Annotated in this window: 17 protein-coding genes and 2 tRNA genes; 11 read left to right on the top strand and 8 right to left on the bottom strand. The window is 70.2% G+C overall.

Annotated elements, in window-relative coordinates:
* Positions 1 to 108: 108 nt before the first annotated feature.
* From OF819_RS27155 to OF819_RS27135, 5 genes are all read left to right on the top strand, one after another.
* Complete coding sequence (locus OF819_RS27155; protein WP_267246288.1) at positions 109 to 273, top strand: hypothetical protein; 165 nt, start codon at positions 109 to 111, stop codon at positions 271 to 273.
* A gap of 8 nt (positions 274 to 281) precedes the next feature.
* Positions 282 to 575: a Dabb family protein gene (locus OF819_RS27150; RefSeq protein WP_267246287.1), complete on the top strand. Its 294-nt coding sequence runs from the start codon at positions 282 to 284 to the stop codon at positions 573 to 575.
* Positions 576 to 809: 234 nt separating this feature from the next.
* The gene (locus tag OF819_RS27145) at positions 810 to 1,730 is read left to right on the top strand and encodes an RNA polymerase sigma factor SigF (RefSeq protein ID WP_267246286.1); all 921 of its coding nucleotides are present in this window, start codon (positions 810 to 812) and stop codon (positions 1,728 to 1,730) included.
* A 235-nt stretch (positions 1,731 to 1,965) separates the two neighbouring features.
* Positions 1,966 to 2,820, top strand: coding sequence for an RNA polymerase sigma factor SigF (locus OF819_RS27140; RefSeq protein WP_267246285.1), 855 nt, complete (start codon positions 1,966 to 1,968; stop codon positions 2,818 to 2,820).
* A gap of 619 nt (positions 2,821 to 3,439) precedes the next feature.
* Positions 3,440 to 3,691: a hypothetical protein gene (locus OF819_RS27135; RefSeq protein WP_267246284.1), complete on the top strand. Its 252-nt coding sequence runs from the start codon at positions 3,440 to 3,442 to the stop codon at positions 3,689 to 3,691.
* Between the two features lie 8 nt (positions 3,692 to 3,699).
* Here OF819_RS27135 and OF819_RS27130 read toward each other — a convergent pair whose 3' ends face one another.
* Positions 3,700 to 3,912 carry a hypothetical protein gene (locus OF819_RS27130; protein WP_267246283.1) on the bottom strand — a complete coding sequence of 71 codons (213 nt, stop codon included), beginning with the start codon at positions 3,910 to 3,912 and terminating at the stop codon, positions 3,700 to 3,702.
* Between the two features lie 226 nt (positions 3,913 to 4,138).
* Between OF819_RS27130 and OF819_RS27125 the strand changes: the two genes are divergently transcribed.
* Together OF819_RS27125 and OF819_RS27120 are read left to right on the top strand one after the other, a co-directional pair.
* On the top strand, positions 4,139 to 4,582 hold the full coding sequence (locus tag OF819_RS27125) for a MarR family winged helix-turn-helix transcriptional regulator (RefSeq protein WP_267246282.1): 444 nt from the start codon (positions 4,139 to 4,141) through the stop codon (positions 4,580 to 4,582).
* Positions 4,583 to 4,613: 31 nt separating this feature from the next.
* Positions 4,614 to 6,197 (top strand): MDR family MFS transporter, encoded by a 1,584-nt coding sequence (locus tag OF819_RS27120; protein ID WP_267246281.1) that lies wholly within the window; start codon positions 4,614 to 4,616, stop codon positions 6,195 to 6,197.
* A 268-nt stretch (positions 6,198 to 6,465) separates the two neighbouring features.
* Here the strand turns inward: OF819_RS27120 and OF819_RS27115 are convergent, their stop codons facing one another.
* The 5 genes from OF819_RS27115 to OF819_RS27095 all read right to left on the bottom strand — a co-directional run bounded on the left by OF819_RS27115 (position 6,466) and on the right by OF819_RS27095 (position 10,136).
* Positions 6,466 to 6,714, bottom strand: a complete 249-nt coding sequence (locus OF819_RS27115) for a hypothetical protein (RefSeq protein ID WP_416370635.1) — start codon at positions 6,712 to 6,714, stop codon at positions 6,466 to 6,468.
* Between the two features lie 7 nt (positions 6,715 to 6,721).
* The gene (locus OF819_RS27110; RefSeq protein WP_323748975.1) at positions 6,722 to 7,498 is read right to left on the bottom strand and encodes a response regulator transcription factor; all 777 of its coding nucleotides are present in this window, start codon (positions 7,496 to 7,498) and stop codon (positions 6,722 to 6,724) included.
* A 46-nt stretch (positions 7,499 to 7,544) separates the two neighbouring features.
* Positions 7,545 to 8,486 (bottom strand): amidohydrolase family protein, encoded by a 942-nt coding sequence (locus OF819_RS27105; RefSeq protein ID WP_416370634.1) that lies wholly within the window; start codon positions 8,484 to 8,486, stop codon positions 7,545 to 7,547.
* Positions 8,441 to 9,340, bottom strand: a complete 900-nt coding sequence (locus OF819_RS27100; RefSeq protein WP_416370633.1) for a DUF2797 domain-containing protein — start codon at positions 9,338 to 9,340, stop codon at positions 8,441 to 8,443. The genes OF819_RS27105 and OF819_RS27100 overlap by 46 nt, the downstream gene beginning before the upstream one ends.
* 67 nt (positions 9,341 to 9,407) lie before the next feature.
* Positions 9,408 to 10,136: an NAD(P)H-dependent oxidoreductase gene (locus tag OF819_RS27095; RefSeq protein ID WP_323748974.1), complete on the bottom strand. Its 729-nt coding sequence runs from the start codon at positions 10,134 to 10,136 to the stop codon at positions 9,408 to 9,410.
* A 736-nt stretch (positions 10,137 to 10,872) separates the two neighbouring features.
* On the opposite strand from OF819_RS27095, the gene OF819_RS27090 reads away from it, so the two are divergent.
* Both OF819_RS27090 and OF819_RS27085 read left to right on the top strand, forming a co-directional pair.
* On the top strand, positions 10,873 to 12,195 hold the full coding sequence (locus tag OF819_RS27090; RefSeq protein WP_267246278.1) for an ImmA/IrrE family metallo-endopeptidase: 1,323 nt from the start codon (positions 10,873 to 10,875) through the stop codon (positions 12,193 to 12,195).
* A gap of 519 nt (positions 12,196 to 12,714) precedes the next feature.
* On the top strand, positions 12,715 to 13,563 hold the full coding sequence (locus tag OF819_RS27085; RefSeq protein WP_267246277.1) for a nuclease-related domain-containing protein: 849 nt from the start codon (positions 12,715 to 12,717) through the stop codon (positions 13,561 to 13,563).
* Positions 13,564 to 13,746: 183 nt separating this feature from the next.
* Here OF819_RS27085 and OF819_RS27080 read toward each other — a convergent pair.
* Both OF819_RS27080 and OF819_RS27075 read right to left on the bottom strand, forming a co-directional pair.
* Positions 13,747 to 13,819: transfer RNA gene (locus tag OF819_RS27080), tRNA-Arg, on the bottom strand.
* Positions 13,820 to 14,028: 209 nt separating this feature from the next.
* Positions 14,029 to 14,122: transfer RNA gene (locus tag OF819_RS27075), tRNA-Ser, on the bottom strand.
* Between the two features lie 301 nt (positions 14,123 to 14,423).
* On the opposite strand from OF819_RS27075, the gene OF819_RS27070 reads away from it, so the two are divergent.
* Positions 14,424 to 14,909 (top strand): SSI family serine proteinase inhibitor, encoded by a 486-nt coding sequence (locus OF819_RS27070; protein WP_267246290.1) that lies wholly within the window; start codon positions 14,424 to 14,426, stop codon positions 14,907 to 14,909.
* Between the two features lie 172 nt (positions 14,910 to 15,081).
* On the top strand, positions 15,082 to 19,212 hold the full coding sequence (locus OF819_RS27065) for a PAS domain-containing protein (RefSeq protein ID WP_267246276.1): 4,131 nt from the start codon (positions 15,082 to 15,084) through the stop codon (positions 19,210 to 19,212).
* Positions 19,213 to 19,318: the final 106 nt, after the last annotated feature.

The following is a 19,318-nucleotide window of genomic DNA, read 5'->3' as shown; positions in this document are numbered from 1 at the left end:
GACGAAGGGCCTCGAAGGGCAGGTCCTTGGTCCTTAAAGATTCGGTCAGCTCGGTTAGACTCACGCGACTGCGCGGGGCAGGTGATACGGCAGGGGAGCAAGAGACTGATGGTGCAAGCGAAGAAGATATCGCTCTACCTCCTGGCCGTCTTCATCCTGTACACGATCATCACCTCCCCCGACCGGGCGGCGGAACTGGTGCAGGTAGGGTTCGAGGGCATTTCGAGCGCCGCTCAAGGCGTGGGAGACTTTATGACCGAGCTGGTGAACTAGGAGCCCCGTTGATCCGCCATCTGGTCCTTTTCAAACTCGGCGAAGGCGTCTCGCGCGACGAGCCACGCGTGATCGCCGGAGTGCGGGCGTTCCAGGAGCTCGACAAGCTGGTTCCGGAGATCGAGTTCTGGGAGTGCGCCTGGAACATCACGGACCGGCCGATCGCCTATGACTTCGCCATCAACTCCGCCGTGGCGGACCGCGACGCCCTCAAGCGCTATATCGAGCACCCGGCCCATCAGGCGGCAGCCGCGCAGTGGCGCGAGTTCGCCACGTGGGTGATCGCCGACTACGAGTTCTGAGCGGACGCCGCCCCGGCCCCCTGCCCCTCGCCCGGACGGCGGGGGGCTTTCACATGCCGTCAGCCGCCGTGCAGCTGCCGTCGGCCGCCGTGCAGCGGCCCATGCCGTCAGCCGAATGTTCCGTCAACACGGCGTAATGCGATGCTTGCACACAGTGGACATGTCTTGTGATGCTATGACCGCTTTTGATGGATGAGTTGACCGTAAACGACCGCAAAGGGGTGGCGTAATACCGTGCCGGCCAGTACTGCGCCTCAGGTGCCGCCCCAGAACGAGCGGCCGGACGACGCATCCCCGTCCGGAACGCCGGAGGCGGATCACCCGCAGACGGATTGCCCGGAGCCGGTCCGCTCGCCGGCGGACGGCCCCCAGGGCAGGGGCAACGTCCGGAGCCGGGGCGCGGACACCCGCGCGCTCACCCAGGTGCTCTTCGGCGAGCTCAAGGCCCTCGCCCCCGGCACCCCGGAGCACTCCCGGACCCGCGCGGCGCTCATCGAGGCGAACCTGCCGCTCGTGCGGTACGCGGCCGCCCGGTTCCGGAGCCGCAACGAACCGATGGAGGACGTCGTCCAGGTCGGCACGATCGGCCTGATCAACGCGATCGACAGGTTCGACCCCGACCGAGGTGTGCAGTTCCCGACCTTCGCCATGCCGACCGTCGTCGGCGAGATCAAGCGGTACTTCCGGGACAACGTCCGCACCGTGCACGTGCCGCGCCGGCTGCACGAGCTGTGGGTCCAGGTCAGCGGCGCCACCGAGGACCTGACGACGGCTCATGGCAGGACTCCGACGACGGCGGAGATCGCCGAGCGGCTGAAGATCTCCGAGGACGAGGTGCTCGCCTGCATCGAGGCGGGCCGCTCGTACCACGCCACCTCCCTGGAGGCGGCCCAGGAAGGCGACGGCCTGCCGGGGCTGGTGGACCGGCTCGGCTATGAGGACCCGGCGCTCGCCGGTGTCGAGCACCGCGATCTCGTACGCCATCTCCTCGTACAGCTGCCCGAGCGAGAGCAGCGGATCCTGATGCTCCGCTACTACGGCAATCTGACGCAGTCCCAGATCAGCCAGGAGCTGGGCGTCTCCCAGATGCATGTCTCCCGGCTGCTGGCCCGGAGCTTTGCCCGACTGAGATCCGCAAACAGGATCGATGCCTAACTCAGACGGGTAGACCGTTTCGGAGCTGATTTTGACGGTGTAAAAGGCGCAGACCCCCTGTTTCCTGCGCACTTCCACCCGGTACTTGTCGACATGTCACTACAGCGTGTTGCCGACATGTGACATTCTGCTGGAACCGCGTTTGCCGCAGCTCCGCCTCCGGTATTCAGGTGGAGGCTGCGTTCCTCCGATGGTCGCGGCCGCCGCGACCGTCCCGCGACCTCAAGGGGGTGGCATGTCCGCAGAACAGGGCAGCTCGAAGGTGCTCACGCTCACGAAGAGCGCACCCGCGCCTGTCGTGCCTGACGGCTCAGGAGCCATCGACACCCGTACTCTGTCCCGTTCCCTGTTCCTGCGGCTACGCGCGCTGGACGAGCAGGGCACCGGGGAGACTCCGGAGCGCACCTATGTGCGCGACACCCTGATCGAGCTGAACCTCCCCTTGGTGCGGTACGCGGCAGCCCGCTTCCGCAGTCGCAACGAACCGATGGAGGACATCGTCCAGGTCGGCACGATCGGTCTGATCAAGGCGATCGACCGGTTCGACTGCGAACGGGGCGTGGAGTTCCCGACGTTCGCGATGCCGACCGTCGTCGGCGAGATCAAGCGCTTCTTCCGCGACACCTCATGGTCGGTGAGAGTCCCGCGCCGGCTCCAGGAGCTGCGGCTCGCGCTCACCAAGGCCAGCGACGAACTGGCGCAGAAGCTCGACCGCTCCCCGACCGTCCCCGAACTGGCCGCGGCCCTCGGGGTGTCGGAGGAGGACGTGGTCGACGGGCTGGCCGTGGGCAACGCCTACACCGCCTCCTCGCTGGACTCCCCGTCCCCCGAGGACGACGGCGGAGAGGGCTCGCTTGCGGACCGCCTGGGCTACGAGGACAGCGCCCTGGAGGGCGTCGAATACCGCGAGTCACTCAAGCCGCTGCTGGCCAAACTCCCGCCGCGCGAACGGCAGATCATCATGCTCCGCTTCTTTGCGAACATGACCCAGTCGCAGATCGGCGAGGAGGTCGGCATCTCGCAGATGCATGTCTCCCGGCTGCTGACCCGCACGCTGGCGCAGCTGCGGGAGGGTCTGATCGCCGACTGACGCCCGGAGGCTTCCTTATTGACGATCCGTCAGACACACTGACGCGATGCGACGAGGACGAGGAGCCCACGAGCGACGCGGCCGGGGTGGACGCCGCCGTTCCGCCGCGGGGGCGGTCGTCGCGCTCTGTCTGGGCGGCGGGGCCCTGACCGCGTGTACGGGCGGCCCCGGCGACGGCTATGCGGCCGTCGCCGCACCGGACGACGCCCCTGCGGCGGCGGCGCCCCCGAAGGGAGATGTGCTGCTCGTCCCCCTGGACGAGCAGCGGCGGGAAGGCCGGACCGGCGGCGCGGAGGGGAGGCCGCCGGAAAGCACGGCCCCGGGCGGCGGGGAGAGCAGGACGTCTGTCCCCGTACCGCCGTCGCCTGAGGGAAGCGGAGGCCCCGCGAAGGCGACGCCGAGACCTTCGCCTTGGCCGTCGCGCCCCTCGCCGCCCTCCGCTGCTGCTCCGCCGCCTGAGCCATCCCCGCCCGCATCTCAGCCCTCCCCGTCTGGGCCGTCCCCATCTGGGCCACCGCCGTCTGCGCCGCCTCCGTCTCCGCCGCCGCCCGCAGGCCCGGCCGAGCTGCGGATCGGCGCGACCGTCCGCGCCCCGCTCGACAGGCGCTGGTGCGAGAAGGTGACAGTCGAATTCCGCAACACGGGCGGCTCCGCGGTGACATCGGGGCAGGTCGCGTTCGGCACCCACATCATCGGAGCGCTGGGCATCGACTGGGCGACGGTCGAATCGACGCAGCCGCTGCCGACGCCGATCCCGCCCGGGACCGCGCGCCAGGCGTCGTACACGGTGTGCGTCGACGCCTGGCGGGTGCCGCTGGGCATGCACATCGAGACACGGGACATCAGCCCCGCGGGGATATCGGGGAAATGAGCGAGGCGTCAGCCCAGGGCGAGCCAGGCGACCGCCGCGACGACGGCGATCACCGCGACGACGCCTGCGATCAGACCGACGCGCGGGCCGGCGGACTGGGCAGCCGCCGCCTGACGGCCCTGCGGGGCGCCCTCGTCGACGAAGGCGCGGAACATCTGGGTGTTGCCCGCGGGGTCGTGGTTGCCCTCCGGGCCCTGGCCGTGCTGGGGGTTGTGTGCCATGGGGCAGGACCCTAGCGAACCACCGGTTCCGCTCCCAAGCCCGGGGCGCGCGTGCGCGCGTGTAGCAGGAGCGGTCGGATGCGCGCCATGGCGGGAAGCATGTGAAGCCTTTTGGCTTCCTTTACTCCGCAATGCTCGTTTTAGTTTGCCTGTAGCAACCAATGGCTTCTATGGTTGCCCTAAGCAACAAGACGCGAGACGGCAGGACGAGGCCGGGAGGGCGACCGTGGCCGCACAGCCTGAGCAGTACGCGGAACTCGCCCGGCAGCTCAGCGCCATCGGAGCCGTCAAGCGGGGCATCGCACGAATGCTGCCCGTCGAGTGCCCGTCCGGGTCGGCCGCCGTCCTCACCCTGCTTGACCGGCACGGCGAGATGCGGATGAGCCGCCTGGCCGAACTGATGGCCGTCGATATGTCGGTGACCAGCCGGCATGTCGCCCATGTCGAGGAGCGCGGCTGGATCGAACGGCTTCCCGCCCCCGGCGACCGGCGCTCCCGGCTGCTCCTGCTGACCCCCGCGGGCCGGGACACGCTCGACGACCTCGCACGGCGGACCGCGGACATGTTCGCCCGCACGCTCGACGACTGGTCCGGCGACGAGATCGGGCAGCTGATCGCGATGCTCGCACGGCTGCGGGAGTCGTTCGGCGACTGCCGGGCCTCCGCGTGACCGCCTGACCGACGTACAACGAAGGATTTCCATGGCTACAGCCACACCGGCCGGTGCGGCGCGGGCCGGGCACGCCGAGCCCGGGGGCCCGCCGCCCGAAGGCCCGACGATGACACATCGCCAGATCATGGAGGCGCTCTCCGGGCTGCTGCTCGGCATGTTCGTCGCCATCCTGTCGTCGACGATCGTCTCCAACGCCCTGCCGCAGATCATCACCGACCTCAGGGGCGGACAGAGCGCCTACACCTGGGTGGTGACCGCCTCGCTGCTGGCGATGACCGCGACCACCCCGCTGTGGGGCAAGCTCTCCGATCTCTTCTCCAAGAAGCTGCTCGTCCAGATAGCCCTGGTGATCTACGTCCTCGGCTCGGCGGCGGCCGGACTCTCCCAGAACGCGGGCACGCTCATCGCCTGCCGCGTGGTCCAGGGCGTGGGCGTCGGCGGGCTCTCCGCGCTCGCGCAGATCGTGATGGCCGCGATGATCTCGCCGCGGGAGCGGGGGCGCTACAGCGGCTATCTCGGCGCGACCTTCGCCGTGGCCACGGTCGGCGGCCCCCTCCTCGGCGGCGTGATCACCGACACGGACTGGCTCGGCTGGCGCTGGTGCTTCTACGTCGGCGTGCCCTTCGCCGTGATCGCCCTGATCGTGCTGCAGAAGACCCTCAAACTGCCGGTGGTCCGGCGGGAGGTGAAGGTCGACTGGACCGGCGCGTTCCTGATCAGCGCCGCGGTGTCGCTGCTGCTGATCTGGGTGACCTTCGCGGGCGACAAGTACGACTGGCTCTCCTGGCAGACATACGTGATGACCGGCGGCGCGGTCCTGCTGGGCGTGCTCTTCCTCGCCGTCGAATCACGGGCGAACGACCCGATCATCCCGCTCCGTCTGTTCCGCAACCGGACCATCGCGCTCGCCTCGGTCGCCTCGCTGTTCGTCGGCGTCGCGATGTTCGCGGGCACGGTCTTCTTCAGCCAGTACTTCCAGCTCGCGCGGGACAAGTCCCCCACCATGTCCGGCGTGATGACGATCCCGATGATCAGCGGACTGTTCCTCTCGTCCACCGTCTCCGGCCAGATCATCACCAAGACCGGCCGCTGGAAGGCGTGGCTGGTCGTCGGCGGCGCGCTGACGACGGCGGGGCTCGGTCTGCTGGGCACCATGCGATACGACACCGACTACTGGCATATCGCGCTGTTCATGGCGCTTCTCGGCCTCGGGCTCGGCATGATGATGCAGAACCTCGTGCTGTGCACCCAGAACCAGGTCGCCCCCGAGGAGCTCGGCGCGGCCAGCTCCGTGGTCACATTCTTCCGCTCGCTGGGCGGAGCGGTCGGCGTCTCCGCGCTGGGCGCGGTGCTGGGCAACCGGGTCACCCACTACGTCAAGGACGGCCTCGCCGCCCTCGGCCCGCAGGGCGCGGCGCTGGGCCACGGCGGCACGGGCGGAGGCGGCATCCCGGACCTCGACCTGCTGCCGCCGCCGGTCCGCACGGTGATGGAGAGCGCGTACGGGCACGGGGTGGCGGATGTCTTTCTGTACGCGGCGCCCTGTGCGTTTCTGGCGTTCCTGGTGACGCTCTTCATCAGGGAAGTCGCGCTCAAGACGAAGGCGCACTGATCTCCGGGGCGGCGGCCCTGTAGCGGAGGCGGCCGCCCCGGTTCCTTTCCCCCGCCCACCCACCCCACCAGACGCGGGGGCCCGGCCCCCGCCGCCCCGAGCGCCAGCCACCGGACCGCCCGCCGGACGTCCGTCCGCCCCAGCCGCCCGGCGAAAGGCAGCGCGGCGAGCACCACGGCCGAGGCCAGCCCGCACCCCAGCACCGTCCCGCGCAGCCACGGCAGATAGTCCGGCGTCCTGCCCAGCAGGACGTACGCCCACGCGGCCGTCACCGCGACCGTGCCGCCCAGCGCCGCCGCGGCTCCTTGTGCCTGGCGGGCGGCGGGAGATCGCCGGGCACGGCCGGAGGCCCGGCGGCCCTGGCCGCGACCGCGTCCAGCTGACCGTCCAGCTGCCCGTAGAGATATGTACGGAAGGCGATGGCGGTGACCGTCCCGATCACGGCCGCCACGACCGCGATCAGCGCCACGGCGGAGACGACGAGCCGGGTCCGCAGCGACTGCGGACGCCCGCCCATGGCACGCTCACTCCCCGGGCTTGATCAGATACCCGGCTCCCCGACGGGTGTGGATCATCGGCGGCCGCCCTGCGTCAATCTTCTTCCGCAGATATGAGATATAGAGCTCGACCACATTGGCCTGACCGCCGAAGTCATAGCTCCACACCCGGTCAAGTATCTGCGCCTTGCTGAGCACCCGCCGCGGATTGCGCATCAGATAGCGCAGCAGCTCGAACTCGGTGGCGGTCAGATGGACGGCCTCGCCGCCGCGGGAAACCTCATGGCTGTCCTCGTCGAGGGTGAGGTCGCCGACCGTGAGCAGCGAATCGCCGCGCCCGGCCGCGGCTCCCGACCTGCGGATCAGCCCGCGCAGCCGGGCCACGACCTCCTCCAGCGAGAACGGCTTGGTCACATAGTCGTCGCCGCCGGCCGTCAGGCCCGCGATCCGGTCCTCGACCGCGTCCCGGGCGGCCAGGAACAGCACCGGCGCCTCCGGCAGCTCCCGCCGCAGCCGCCCGAGCACGGCGAGCCCGTCGATGTCGGGCAGCATCACATCGAGCACCACGGCGTCCGGCCGGAACGCCCGCGCGCACCGGACCGCCTCCGCGCCGTCTCCCGCGCTGCGCACCTCCCACCCCTCGTAGCGCAGCGCCATCGACAGCAGCTCGCTCAGCGCGGCTTCGTCGTCGACGACGAGCACGCGGACGGGGCCGCCGTCGGCGCGGAGCAGCTCATGACGTTTGAGGCGCGGCTGATCGACGTGCTGCTGACCGAGACGCGGGTGGGAGGAGATCGCAGTCATGACATCTGACTCTGCGCGCCCGGGGTGAGAGCCGCCTTGCCCGACTCTATGAATTCCCTGAGAAACTCCCGGGAGAACGTCCTGGGGAAAGCCCGGGGAAGAGCCGGGCCCCGTTCTCATGGCACACCCGCCGCAGCCAGTCGTCGCCGAGCCCCAGCCGCTCAAGGGCCTGGAGCTGATGCACGTACGGATACGGGATGTTCGGAAAGTCGCTGCCGAGGAGGATACGGTCCCCGAGGGCCGCGAGCCGGGGCAACTCCTGTTCGGGGAAGGGGCACAGGCGCTCGCTGAAGTCGGTGAACGCCATGGTGGTGTCGAGGCGGACCTCGTCGTACCGCTCGGCGAGGTCGAGGAAGTCGGCGTACTCGGGCATGCCCATATGGGCGACGATCAGCCGCAGCCGGGGGTGGCGGGCGAGCAGCCGCCCGATCGGCTCGGGCCCGGTGTGCTTGCCGGGCACGGGCCCCGACCCGCAGTGCACGACGACGGGGGTCGCACTCTCGGCCAGCACCCCCCACACGGCGTCGAGCAGCGGGTCGTTCGGGTCGTACTGCCCCACCTGCAGATGGGCCTTGAAGACCCGCGCGCCGCGGTCGAGGGCCTTCCCGGTGTACGCCTCCACGCCCGGCTCGGGGAAGAAGGTGGCGGTGTGCAGACAGTCGGGGGTACGGGCGGCGAAGCCGGCGGCCCACTCGTTGAGCCAGGCGGCCATGCCGGCCTTGTGCGGATAGAGCATGGCGGTGAACGCGGTCACCCCGAACTCCCGCAGCAGCTCGACGCGCCGCTCCTCCTCGTGCCGATAGGTGATCGGCCACTCCATCCCGGTCAGCGGCCCGGCTGCGTCGAAGTACGCCCACACCTTGCGCAGTACGCGCTCCGGCATGAAGTGGGTGTGGACGTCGACGAACCCGGGTATTCCGAGGCGCGCGGCGAACTCCCTGCTCAAAACAGTCCCTCCTGCCTGTCCTGCCCGTCCTGCTTGCCCCACCCGGCCTGCCTGCCCTGCTTGCCCGCGGTCTCGACGGGCACGGTGAGCGCGAGCCCGGCATCCGCGCCGGTCAGCTCCCACCCCACCACCAGCCGTGTATCGCACACCACCATGCGCCCGCCGGCCGTCTTCAGATGGAGATCGGGCCCGGCGACGGCGGCCGGCGTCCCCGCGACGACCCCGCCGTCCACCAGCTCCCGCACCACCCCGTCGGCGGGGACCAGCCCCTGAAGCCCGAAGACCTCCGCATGGTCGACGGCCTCGAACTCCAGCGGCTGCAGCGTCTCCGCCCACTCCGCCCGTCCGCTCGCCCTGCGGTGCAGCGCCTCGACCTCCGCGGCCCGCTCCGGGGCAGGGGGCAGTCCGGCCCGGGCGGCGCGCTTGGCGGCGTACGGAATGCGGTCCGGCACTCCGAGCGCCGCCCGCACGACCTCCTCGGTCCGCCGCGCTGCCATCAGCGGCCCCCGCCCCAGCCAGCTGAACACCACGGCCCCCTGCTCCAGCAGCCGCGCGCTCCCCCGCTCCTCGGCGGTGATGCCCACCTTGACCATCCCGGGCCCGAACCACGCGAGATACACCCGGTACGTCCGGGGATCGTCTGCCGCGGTGTCGGCCGCCACGGAGTGCGCCCGCGCCAGCCGCGCGCACTCCCCGCACCGCGGATTCATCACGCTCCCCGCGACCGCGGCCCGCCGGGCGCACACATGCCCCCGCGCCCCGACACACCGCCGCTCCCCGACGGCCCGGAACCCCAGCGCCCTCCCGACGCTCAACGCACTCTCCCGACCGCCCTCCCAGCGCAGAAAGGCCCCGTCTTCCCGCCATACGACCCCGGCACACCGCCAGCCCACCACACGCCCCTCACAACGCTTCGCCCCCCCGCTATGCGGGCCCCTCCCATGATGCTCGCGCCTCAGGGGGCTATTCCTCGGCGCGCTGGGTGACCGGCGCGCTCGTCCGGTCGCCGAGAAACTCGTACCAGCAACGCCGCAGCGCCGGGTAGTGGGTATCGGCCTCGACGAGGCCCAGAAACGCCTTCACGGTGGCATCAAGCCGTTCCCTCAGTCCGGCGTCGTTCAGGTCGCCGCTGTCATCGAACGCCTGATGGGCCTTCGCCAGGCTGAACATATCCGGGTAGACACGGGCCCCGAGATGCTCCAGCGGCACGCGAAGCGCCCACAGCCCCCGGTTTCCTCCCACCATTGAGGGAGAAGCGGAGACCAGCAGGGCGTGCTTGTCCTTGAACGGCTGCGGCCGAAAGCGTGACAGCCAGTCGATCGCGTTCTTCACCACGCCCGGCACCGACGCGTTGTACTCCGGCGAGGCGAACACGATCGCCTGCGCCGCCCGCAGCCGATCGCGCAACGCGACGGAGCTCGGCGGCTGCCCCTGAGCGGTCTCGGCGTCCCCGTCATACGACGGCATGTCGAAGTCCCGCAGCCACGCAAGATCAGCGGCGGCCCCGTTCTCGGTCACCAGCCTGGCGGTCAGCATGGCCAGCCGCCCATTGAACGATCCCTTCCGCGACGACCCGGACAGCACGAACACGCGCAGCGGCGGACCATGGCCGTCGCCCGGCACCGACTGGACGACATCCCGCGGCACGCCCACCGCGCCAAAGGCACCCGGAACATCCTGCCTTGCACCCATACGCGCCACCTTGCCACGCGACCGCCCACCTCGCCGCCGCACGCACGACAAAGCCCCCTCCGGGATGATCCCGAGGGGGCTTCGACTGTGTGCACTCGGCAGGATTCGAACCTGCAACCTTCTGATCCGTAGCTCTATGTGGATCGGTCAGTAGCAGTCAGACTGGTGGTCTTCGCGTCCTCTTCGGGCGATGTCGGTCGCTGTGGTTGCGGTACAACGCTGCTGTACCGCTGAGATCAAGCCCGAGGCTGACGGGGCGCCGTGCGCAGCGCCCCACCTGTTCTGGCGTACCGCAACGAGCGGTTACCAACGAGGGGCCCATGACGACATACTGAGCTCATGCGTGCCCCGAAGCGTCAGCGTCCCCTAGCACGGGCCATCAAACGCCCCATCTCCGAGGAGCGGCGGGAAGAGCTGGCAAAGCTCGCGAAGCGGACCCGGTACGTCGGAAGCGCTGAACATAAGACTTACCCGTCATTCGCTGGTCCACCTCGTCTTAGAGCGGACGCGTCGCGGTGTGACCCTTCACTCACTGACGCCGACGAAATTACAGAATGGCTGAGAGAGGGCATCTCCTGCGGAAACATCGGAGAATTTTTTGAGGGGGAATTTCCGCGATATGTCTGGATCAAGCGTGGTAGCATAGTGTATGAGGGTAGGCTTGTAAATAGGGAGCAGGGGCAATACAAGGGGTACCCACTAGCACCTAACGAATTCCCGGAAGGGCTTTGACGCAATGGATGCCGAAGGAACTTTCAAGATCTCCTGGGAGTGGGAATCTGCCCCCGGCGTCAGGCTTCCGGAGCACAAAGCCACATGGGCACGAATCGAGATTCGCGCTGGGCAAGACTTCATCACCCTCGTGGAAGATCTAGATTCCGGCAGTTCGCGCCGGTCGATTTACGCACCCCTTTATCCGCTCGCCGAGTGGATCGCCTTCAACTGGTGGAAACTTCTCTTCAATTCACGACTCTCCCGTCCGGAGCTGGTCAGTCGTTTCGACCGAGCCAGATTGACCGACCCGGAACTGCTTCGGAATAATTTCCGCCGCATCGGCGATGGGTTCGCCTGGCCAGATCTGGCATTCATCCCCGCCGGAGAACAGACAACCATTTCTTGGCGACCATACTCCTCTCCCGTGGCCAACTGGAGAATTCGCTACATCGGCCATGGTGACGCGACGGTTGCGTCAACAGAGCTACAGGTCGAGCTTTCCCGCATCGTCAACTCTGTCATCTCCCGACTGGACGAGTGCGGCCTTGGGGCCACCTCGCTCCACAAGGAGTGGGCCGCAGTAACGGGAGCAGACGTCGACGAGGCGCAATATTGCCGCACGGCAGCGCGCCTCGGACTCGACCCCTATTCCGAGGCGCACGAATTCGAGAATGAGATCATTTCCGCGTCGCAAAATCTGACGCCTGATTTGTTCGGCGACTTCGTGGACGCGGTCTCACCGGCGAAGATTCAGGAATCTCAGGGCTGGGTATCGCAGGCAGCCGCCAAAGTGGAGGGCATCACAGCTCCCCGCAGGAACCTGCTCACAGAAGAGATGCGCGCCGTGCTGAGCAAATACAGGTCCGGCCCTTCGACGCGCCCTTGGGAAACCGGTTGGGAGCAAGCTAAGATCGCTCGCCAGATTGCTCAGGTTCCGAGCGCAGAGAGGTTCCAACTCGGCGAGTTCGTCTCGACACAGGAGCTTACGTCTCCAGAACCAAGAATTCATGCCCTTGGCCGCCGTCGTGGCGGTGGCGCTGCGCTCGTAGTTGGAGCCAGCCAAGCGCACGCTAAGACGAAGAACTTTCTTATTGGGCGAGCTCTGTGGCATTCTGTGACAGATGATGACGCGCCATTCCTTATCACTGGGGCGTACACAGAGAAGCAGAAGATTGAGCGTGCTTTTGCGGCTGAGCTGCTCGCGCCAGCAGCGGGCATCTCGCAGCTACTAGACGCGGACCCCTGGTCGGCATCTCTCGAAAGTGTCGAGAGGATTGCCGAGCATTTCGAAGTATCGGCCGTCTTGGTGCAACATCAGATGGATAACCAGCTAGTAGTGAAGTAGACACGCAAAGAGCGCAACGAAGTGAAAACCTCCTCTGGTCGGGCACTCGCCAGGGTTGCAGCGGCGACGGCACCGCATCCGAAGGAAGCCGAGTGATGCGTTGACCCAGTGTGTGAGGTCGGCGGAGCGGCTTTGGGCTGGAGCTGCTTGGGGGCGAGTGATCATGGCCCCGTAAGCTTGCGGCGCGTTGGGCAGTCTGTGGAGCTGCCCGGGTGAAGCACGACGTTGGGGCCATGATCTTCGATGCTCGCCCCAAAGTGGCTGCCTAAAGCCGTGGAGCCGACCGCCCCAGCCACAGCGGGTTTTCTCTGACCTTCGCCCGCCGCACGCACGCGCCGCCGGGCGCGGCCAGCCGGGGCGGAGACAGGAGGCAGGCCGCGCCGCACAGGCGACGCGCCCCCGCACCGTGCGCGGGCTCTTGATCGAGTAGGGAAAGTTCTACCGCAGGGGCGCTCTTGTGGGGCTGGCTGCTTCGCTGCTGCCATAGTTGTAACGGCGTTGTGGGCTCAGGGGGGTTCCGTGGGGGAGCTGCGCGTCACATCGTGGAAGCGGTATGGGCATGATCGGCTCTATGTGAATCTGCCGGACGGCACGGCGGTCGTGTGGATGGACTGCAAGACCGGTGAGATCACGATCAAGGTTCCCGCATTTCGTCAGGCGGCCATGGACGCGCTTGCGACCCATAGCTCGACACCTGCTGTCCCGAGTGAAACCACGCCGCCTGCGAGTACGCCGCCCTTGCCGCCGCTCCCCCCGGAGTTCGATCTCGCGACTCGGCGGCCTGGTGCCGGGCTCAAGGACAAGCTCGACACCTCCGGGCCCAGCAGGCTGGAGCGGGTGCTCGCCTGGCTGCTGCGCCGGCCTGATCAGATGGAGTCGTGGCGGACCGGGCTCGTTGCTGAGAAGCGCGTGGGCGTCGAGCTGGAGCGGTTGGGCCGGCAGGGGTGGCGGGTGTTGCACTCCGTTCCGTTGCCGCGGAATGTCGACATCGACCATCTGCTGATCGGGCCGGGTGGGGTGTTCAGCATCAACACCAAGAATCATCCTGGCAAGAGCGTGTGGGTCGGCGACGGCATGGTGCGGGTCAACCGGGGCAGGGCGCGGCCGTATCCGCTCAAGAGCAAGGCCGAGGCAAGGCGGGTTCAGCGGGTGCTCGAAGCACGCTGCGACTTCGCCGTGCAGGTGCAGCCGGTGTTGGTCTTCGTCGGCCTGGCCAAGTTAGATGTGGTGCCGACGCAGTTGGACGTTCGCGTCTACCGGGAGCGCGAGGTGGCGGCGCTCGGGCCGTTGAACGGCGTCTTCGATACGGCGCAGGTGGAGCGGGTGTATGACGTGGCCCGTGACAGCCGGATTTGGAAGGACGCCTGATCGGTCCTTGTCAGGCGGTCTGGATCAGTTGTTGGCCGTCGTGGCTGCGGACGTGGGGGCCCGTAGCGTGTCCAACGCGATGCGCGGCACCCGCTGACTGCGGTCGGCGCGGTTGCTGTACTTCACTGCTGTACGCCCAACGCGAGAGGCCCCCGGATCATCTCCGGGGGCCTCTCAGCTGTGTGCACTCGGCAGGATTCGAACCTGCAACCTTCTGATCCGTAGTCAGATGCTCTATCCGTTAAGCTACGAGTGCTTGTGCTTGGCGTTCCGGGCTTTTCGGCCCGGTCGGCGTTGCGGGAACAACATTACATGACCTGCGCCGTCACGCGAAATCCATTAGGCAAACCCCAGCTGACCTGCATAAATGCCGATGCGAGGGGCGGGTTGCCTACGAAGCGAAGCCCCCGCGCGGGCAGAAGCACTGAAGCCCCGGCCGGGCGGCCGGGGCTTCAGTGATCTTGCTGGCGGAGGCGGAGGGATTTGAACCCTCGATGGGCTTTAAGACCCAAACCGCATTAGCAGTGCGGCGCCATAGACCGGACTAGGCGACGCCTCCAGCACACCGCCGGGTCGCGCCCGCGAGCGCGATGTGGTGTGTGCAGATGATGACACAGCATTGCGGCCGGTCACCAATCGCTGTCCACGGTACAAGGCGTGCGGCCCGCAGGGCAAAGCAATCGGCGGCTGCGCAACGCCGGGGGCCCTGGCGCGTTAGAGAGGGCAGGGCTCGTGCTCCCGCGCCCGGGACGGCCCCGTGCCGGACCGGGACGGCAGGAGCCGGCAGGGCCGCCCGCGAGGGTGGGCCCAGGGGCTCGTGGGCCCGCCCCGGACCCGTAGGTCAACACATGGAGCTGCACATGCTGCGCCGTTTCGCTCTCACCGCAACCGCGTCCGCCGCCGCGCTCGCCGGAGTCGGCGTCGCGGTCGGCCCGGCCGCCGGGACCGCCGCCGCCGGAACCGCCGCGGCCGCCGCCCAGTCGCCCGGACCGCTGTCGCTGGGCTCGCTGCTGTCGTCCCCGGACCGGCTGACCGTGACCGTCGAGCGGTCGGGCAACCGGTCCGGGGACGGCACGTACGAGCTTGAGTGCGGCCCCGTCGGCGGTACGCACCCCTCGGCGGAGAAGGCATGTGCGCGGCTGGACGAGCTGGCGCGGGAGGGGAAGGACCCGTTCGCGCCCGTGCCCAAGGGCAGCATGTGCACCCACCAGTACGGCGGGGACGCCATCGCGCGGATCACCGGCACCTGGCGCGGACAGCGGGTCGACGCCCGCTTCAGCCGCGCCAACGGCTGCGAGATCGCCCGCTGGCGGAATCTGGAACCTGTCCTTCCGAATGCCCGCTAGCAGGGCCGAGGGGTATACCGCGCGCACCGGAGCTCCGTGAGAGCTCCCCCTCATCCGCCGCCGCACCCGCATCCGCTGCCCTTAGACTCCCTCCAGTGACAGGCTGCGGCCCGAGGGGCAAGATGGGAGCGGCTGTCCGCACTGTGCAGTAGGTCAGGGAGGAACCGTCGTCGTGAGCAGCAGGCCATCGCGAGGCGCTGCTCGCCTCGCCGCCATACTCGACGCGCTCCCCGACGGCCTCGTGCTCGTCAACTGCAACGGCACCGTCGTCAACGCCAACACCATCGCGCTGGAGCTCTTCGAGGCCCCCGGCACCGCCCTGGTCGGCCGGGGACTGCTCGATCTGCTGCCGTCGTTCGACTCCCAGCTGATCCCCGGCTCCATGCGGCGGCCGGAGGCTGCGGACCCGCGCGGCCGCACCAAGCCGACCCGGATGATCGCCCGGCGCACGGACGGCGTCGAGTTTCCCGTCGAGGTCACCAGCGCCAGCCTTGAGGACGGCCGCGAGGCCTATGCCTCCCAGTCCGGCTACACCGGCGACGAGCTGCTGATGCTCGTCGTACGCGATCTCTCGGGGACGGTCGACACCGAGGCGGAGCTGGCGCGTTCGCAGCGCCAGACGGAGATGATCCTGCGGGCGGCGGCCGAGGGCGTCGTCGGCACGGACACCGAGGGCCGGGTCGTCCTGGTCAACCCGGCCGCCGCCCAGATACTGGGCTTCAGGGCCAGCGACCTCGGCGGGCAGGAGCTGCACCCACTGATCCTGCACTCCCGCGCGGACGGCGAGCCGTTCCCGTACGAGGAGTCCCCGCTCGCGGACACGCTGAAGTCCGGCCGCAAGCACCGGGTGCGCGGCCAGGTGCTGTGGTCGAAGAGCGGCGACCGGGTGCCGGTGGATCTGACGACCGCGCCGGTGCGGGACGGGGACCAGCTCGTCGGCGCGGTGATGACCTTCACCGACCGGCGGCCGTACGAGGAGCTGGTGGAGCGGCATGCCGCCGAGCTGAAGGAGACGGCCGAGCGGCATGCCGCGGAACTGGCGGAGTCGGCCGAACAGCACGCCGCCGAACTGGCCGACAACGCGGACCGGGCGGCGGCCGAACTGGAGGCGAGCCAGGAGCGGTACGCGGAGCTGGCCGCCCGGCATGCCCAGCTGACCGCCGTGCTCGGCGAGTCGCTGCGCGGCCCACTGGAGGAACTGCGCGCCGAACTCGGCACACTGGCCGCCGACCCCGCCGGACAGCTCTGGCCCGAGGCGAATCAAATCCTCCACCATCTGGCCGCCGGATACGCCCGGATGACGACACTTGTCGACAATGTCCTGGGATTCCAGCGCCTCGACACCGGTGCCGAGGCGCTCCAGAAGTCGAAGGTGCTGCTCGACGGGGTCGTGGCGGCCGGCGTCGACGGCGCGGTCGAGCTGATCGGCCCGGGGCGCGCGCAATTCGCCGTGCATGCCCCGCCGGTCGAGGCCGAGGTGGACGGGGCCCGGCTGGCGACGGCGCTGGCGCATCTGATCGCGGATGTCGCGGGGGTCGACTCGACAGGCAAGGCGCGGACCGTCCCGGGAGGCGGCTACGGGGACTCGACGATCGTGGTGGCCGCGGCACAGCGCGGCGAGGTCGTACGGATCGAGGTGCGCGGGCCATACGCCGGGGGAGACCCGGTGCACGAGCCGATCGTGCGCGGGATCGTACGGGCGCACGGCGGTGTGCTGCAGACGCATGAGATGCCGGGGATGAGCGGCAGCGCCTATGTGCTGGAGGTGCCGCTCGGCGAGGGCGCCGGAACGGTGGCGCAGCCTCCCGCGACGCCGGGGACCGCGCTCGCTCTGCCCGGGCAGCAGAACGCGGAGCCGGCTGCCGCGTATGTTCCGGCCGCGGTTCCGGCCGCGGTTCCGGCCACCGTTCCGGCCGATGTCCAGACCGGGGCCGGGGGCGGGACTCCCGGGGGCGGGACTCCCGAGACCGCGGCACCGGTCGAAGCCCCCGCCGCCGCAGCTCCGGCTCCGGCCGCCGCTCAGGGACCCGGTTCCGCAAGCGGCGGAAGGAGCGGTCGGCGGCGTGCCCGGCGCGCCTCCACGGACGCGTTCCTGGAGAGCCCGGTGGCCGCGGAGGACCCGGTGGCCATGCGGCCGACCGGCCGCCGCCGGGCGGCTCCCCCGGCCGAACCGGCCACGCCTCAGGAACTCATCCCCGCGCAGGCAGCGGGCGGCGGCGGCACGGGACGCAGGCGCGGTCGGCCCAGCCCGGCCGAGGAACCCCTCACGGCCGCGGGTCCCGGGGGTGCGATGCAGCCCGCCGAGGGGTCCGTGGTCACGGCGGCGGAGGGCGCCGCGGCCACCGGACGTCCGGCGCTCGGCGAGACCGTGCCGCCGCAGGGCGTCCCCGTCGCCCCCCACGGAAACGCGCACCCCAACGCACATCTGAACGGCAGCGCCCCGTCCGGCCGCCGCGCCCGCGCCGAGCTGCCCGCGCCCGTACCCGCGCCCGTACCCGCGCCCGCGCCCGCATCCTCGTCCGCGCCCGTACCCGCCCCGCAGCCCGCTCCCACCGGGCGGCGCGCCAGGCGGGCGCTGGCCACGGCCTCCGCCGAGGCGCCCCGAGCCCTGGATGCTCCCGAGGCGCCGGAGGCCGCCGAGGCCGCTGAGACCATGCAGGCGGCGGAGAGCAGCAGTACGCCGCGCAGCGCGTTCGCGCTCCCGCCGGCCGCGTCGGACCGGTCCCCAAAGGCGCCCGCCCCGGCCCCGGAGGCATCCTCACGGGACCGCCGGGCCCCCCACGACGTACCGGGCCAGCACGAGGCCGTCCGCACGGCGCCCGGCACGGAGCACCACACCCCGCCGCAGCCGCATCCGCTCCCGACGGGACGCCGACGTGCCCGCCCCGCCGCCGAGGCCGCTCAGCCACTGCCCGAACCGGCGACCGCCACGGGCCCGGCGGACGCGGCGACGACGCCCGCGCCCGGCACCCCGGCGCCGCGGGAAGCCACCCCCGTACCCCCGGCAGCCGCGGGCGCAGCGGAGGGCGAGGGCCCGGGGCCCGTATCCCTGCCTCTGCCTCCGCCACAGCCGCAGCCCGCGGCCCAGCCACTGCCCGCCGAGACCCCGGCCCCGGCCTCCGGCCCGGCCACGCCCGCTCCGGCCGCCGCTGCCGCTCCCGAGGCGTCCGGCACCGATACGCAGGGCAGGGCGTTCAGCGTGCGCACGCTGGGGCAAGGCGTGCCGTACGCCCAGCAGGCCGCCCAGCAGACGACGCCTCCGCACGGTCAGCCGAGCGCGGGCTCCGGTCGGCGGCGCAAGCTGGCCAACCGCCCCGACGCGGAGCACGCCGAGGCAGCAGCCCGCCAGCACGCCCAGCTGCCGTCGCCGTCCCAGCCGCAGCCCCAGCCCCAGCCCCAGTCGCAGTCGCAGTCGCAGTCGCAGTCTGCGAAGCGCGCCGCGGCCGAGCGTTCCGAGGGCCGTGCGTACGCGATCTCCGCACCCGACGAGGGCGCGGAGGGCCCGGAGCCGCTGGACGGCCCCGGCGGCGCGGTCGAGGTGGCCAACCGTCCGCAGCCGCAGCCCGTCGACGACGAACTCCCCCCGGAGCCGCTGGACAATCCGCGCCGGCTGCTCGTCTGGCCCGCGCCCGACGTCTCCACCCAGCAGGCGCTGAGCGACCGCGGCTACCGCCCGGTGGTCGTGCACTCGCGCGAGGAGGTCGACGCGCAGATCGCCGCGTTCCCTGCGGCGCTGTTCGTGGACCCGCTGACCGGTCCGATCACCCGTACCGCGCTGCAGTCCCTGCGCCAGGCGGCGGTGGCCGCCGAGGTGCCGGTGCTGGTGACCGCGGGCCTGGGGCAGGCGACACGGGAGGCCGCGTACGGGGCCGACCCGGCCGTCCTGCTCAAGGCGCTGGCCCCCCGGGACAGCGAGCAGCACCCCTCGCGCGTTCTGCTGATCGAGGAGAGCGAGGAGATCGCGCTGGCGCTGACCCAGACGCTGGAGCGGCGCGGCATGCAGGTCGCACGGGCGGGCGCGGACACCGACGCGGTGGCGCTCGCCACGCAGGTGCGGCCGAATCTGGTGGTCATGGACCTGATGCAGGTACGCAGACGGCGCGCAGGCATCATCGACTGGCTGCGCGCGAACGGGCAGCTCAACCACACTCCGCTCGTCGTCTACACCTCGGCGGGGCTGAACCGGGCCGAGCTGCCGCGGCTGTCGTCGGGGGAGACGGTGCTCTTCCTCGCGGAGCGTTCGACGAGCCCGGAGGTGCAGACGCGCATCGTCGACCTGCTGGCCAAGATAGGGACGAACTGACGGGCCCCAGAAGCCCCAGGAGCCCCCACCCCCCCCAGGAACCCCAAGAGCCCAGAGCCCCAGCGCCCCAGGGCTCATGGCGGACGGCCGTCCCGGTCTGTCACTG

The sequence above is a fragment of the Streptomyces sp. PR69 genome (assembly GCF_026420845.1).
Taxonomy (GTDB): Bacteria; Actinomycetota; Actinomycetes; order Streptomycetales; family Streptomycetaceae; genus Streptomyces.
This window is presented reverse-complemented; position numbering and strand designations above follow the sequence as displayed.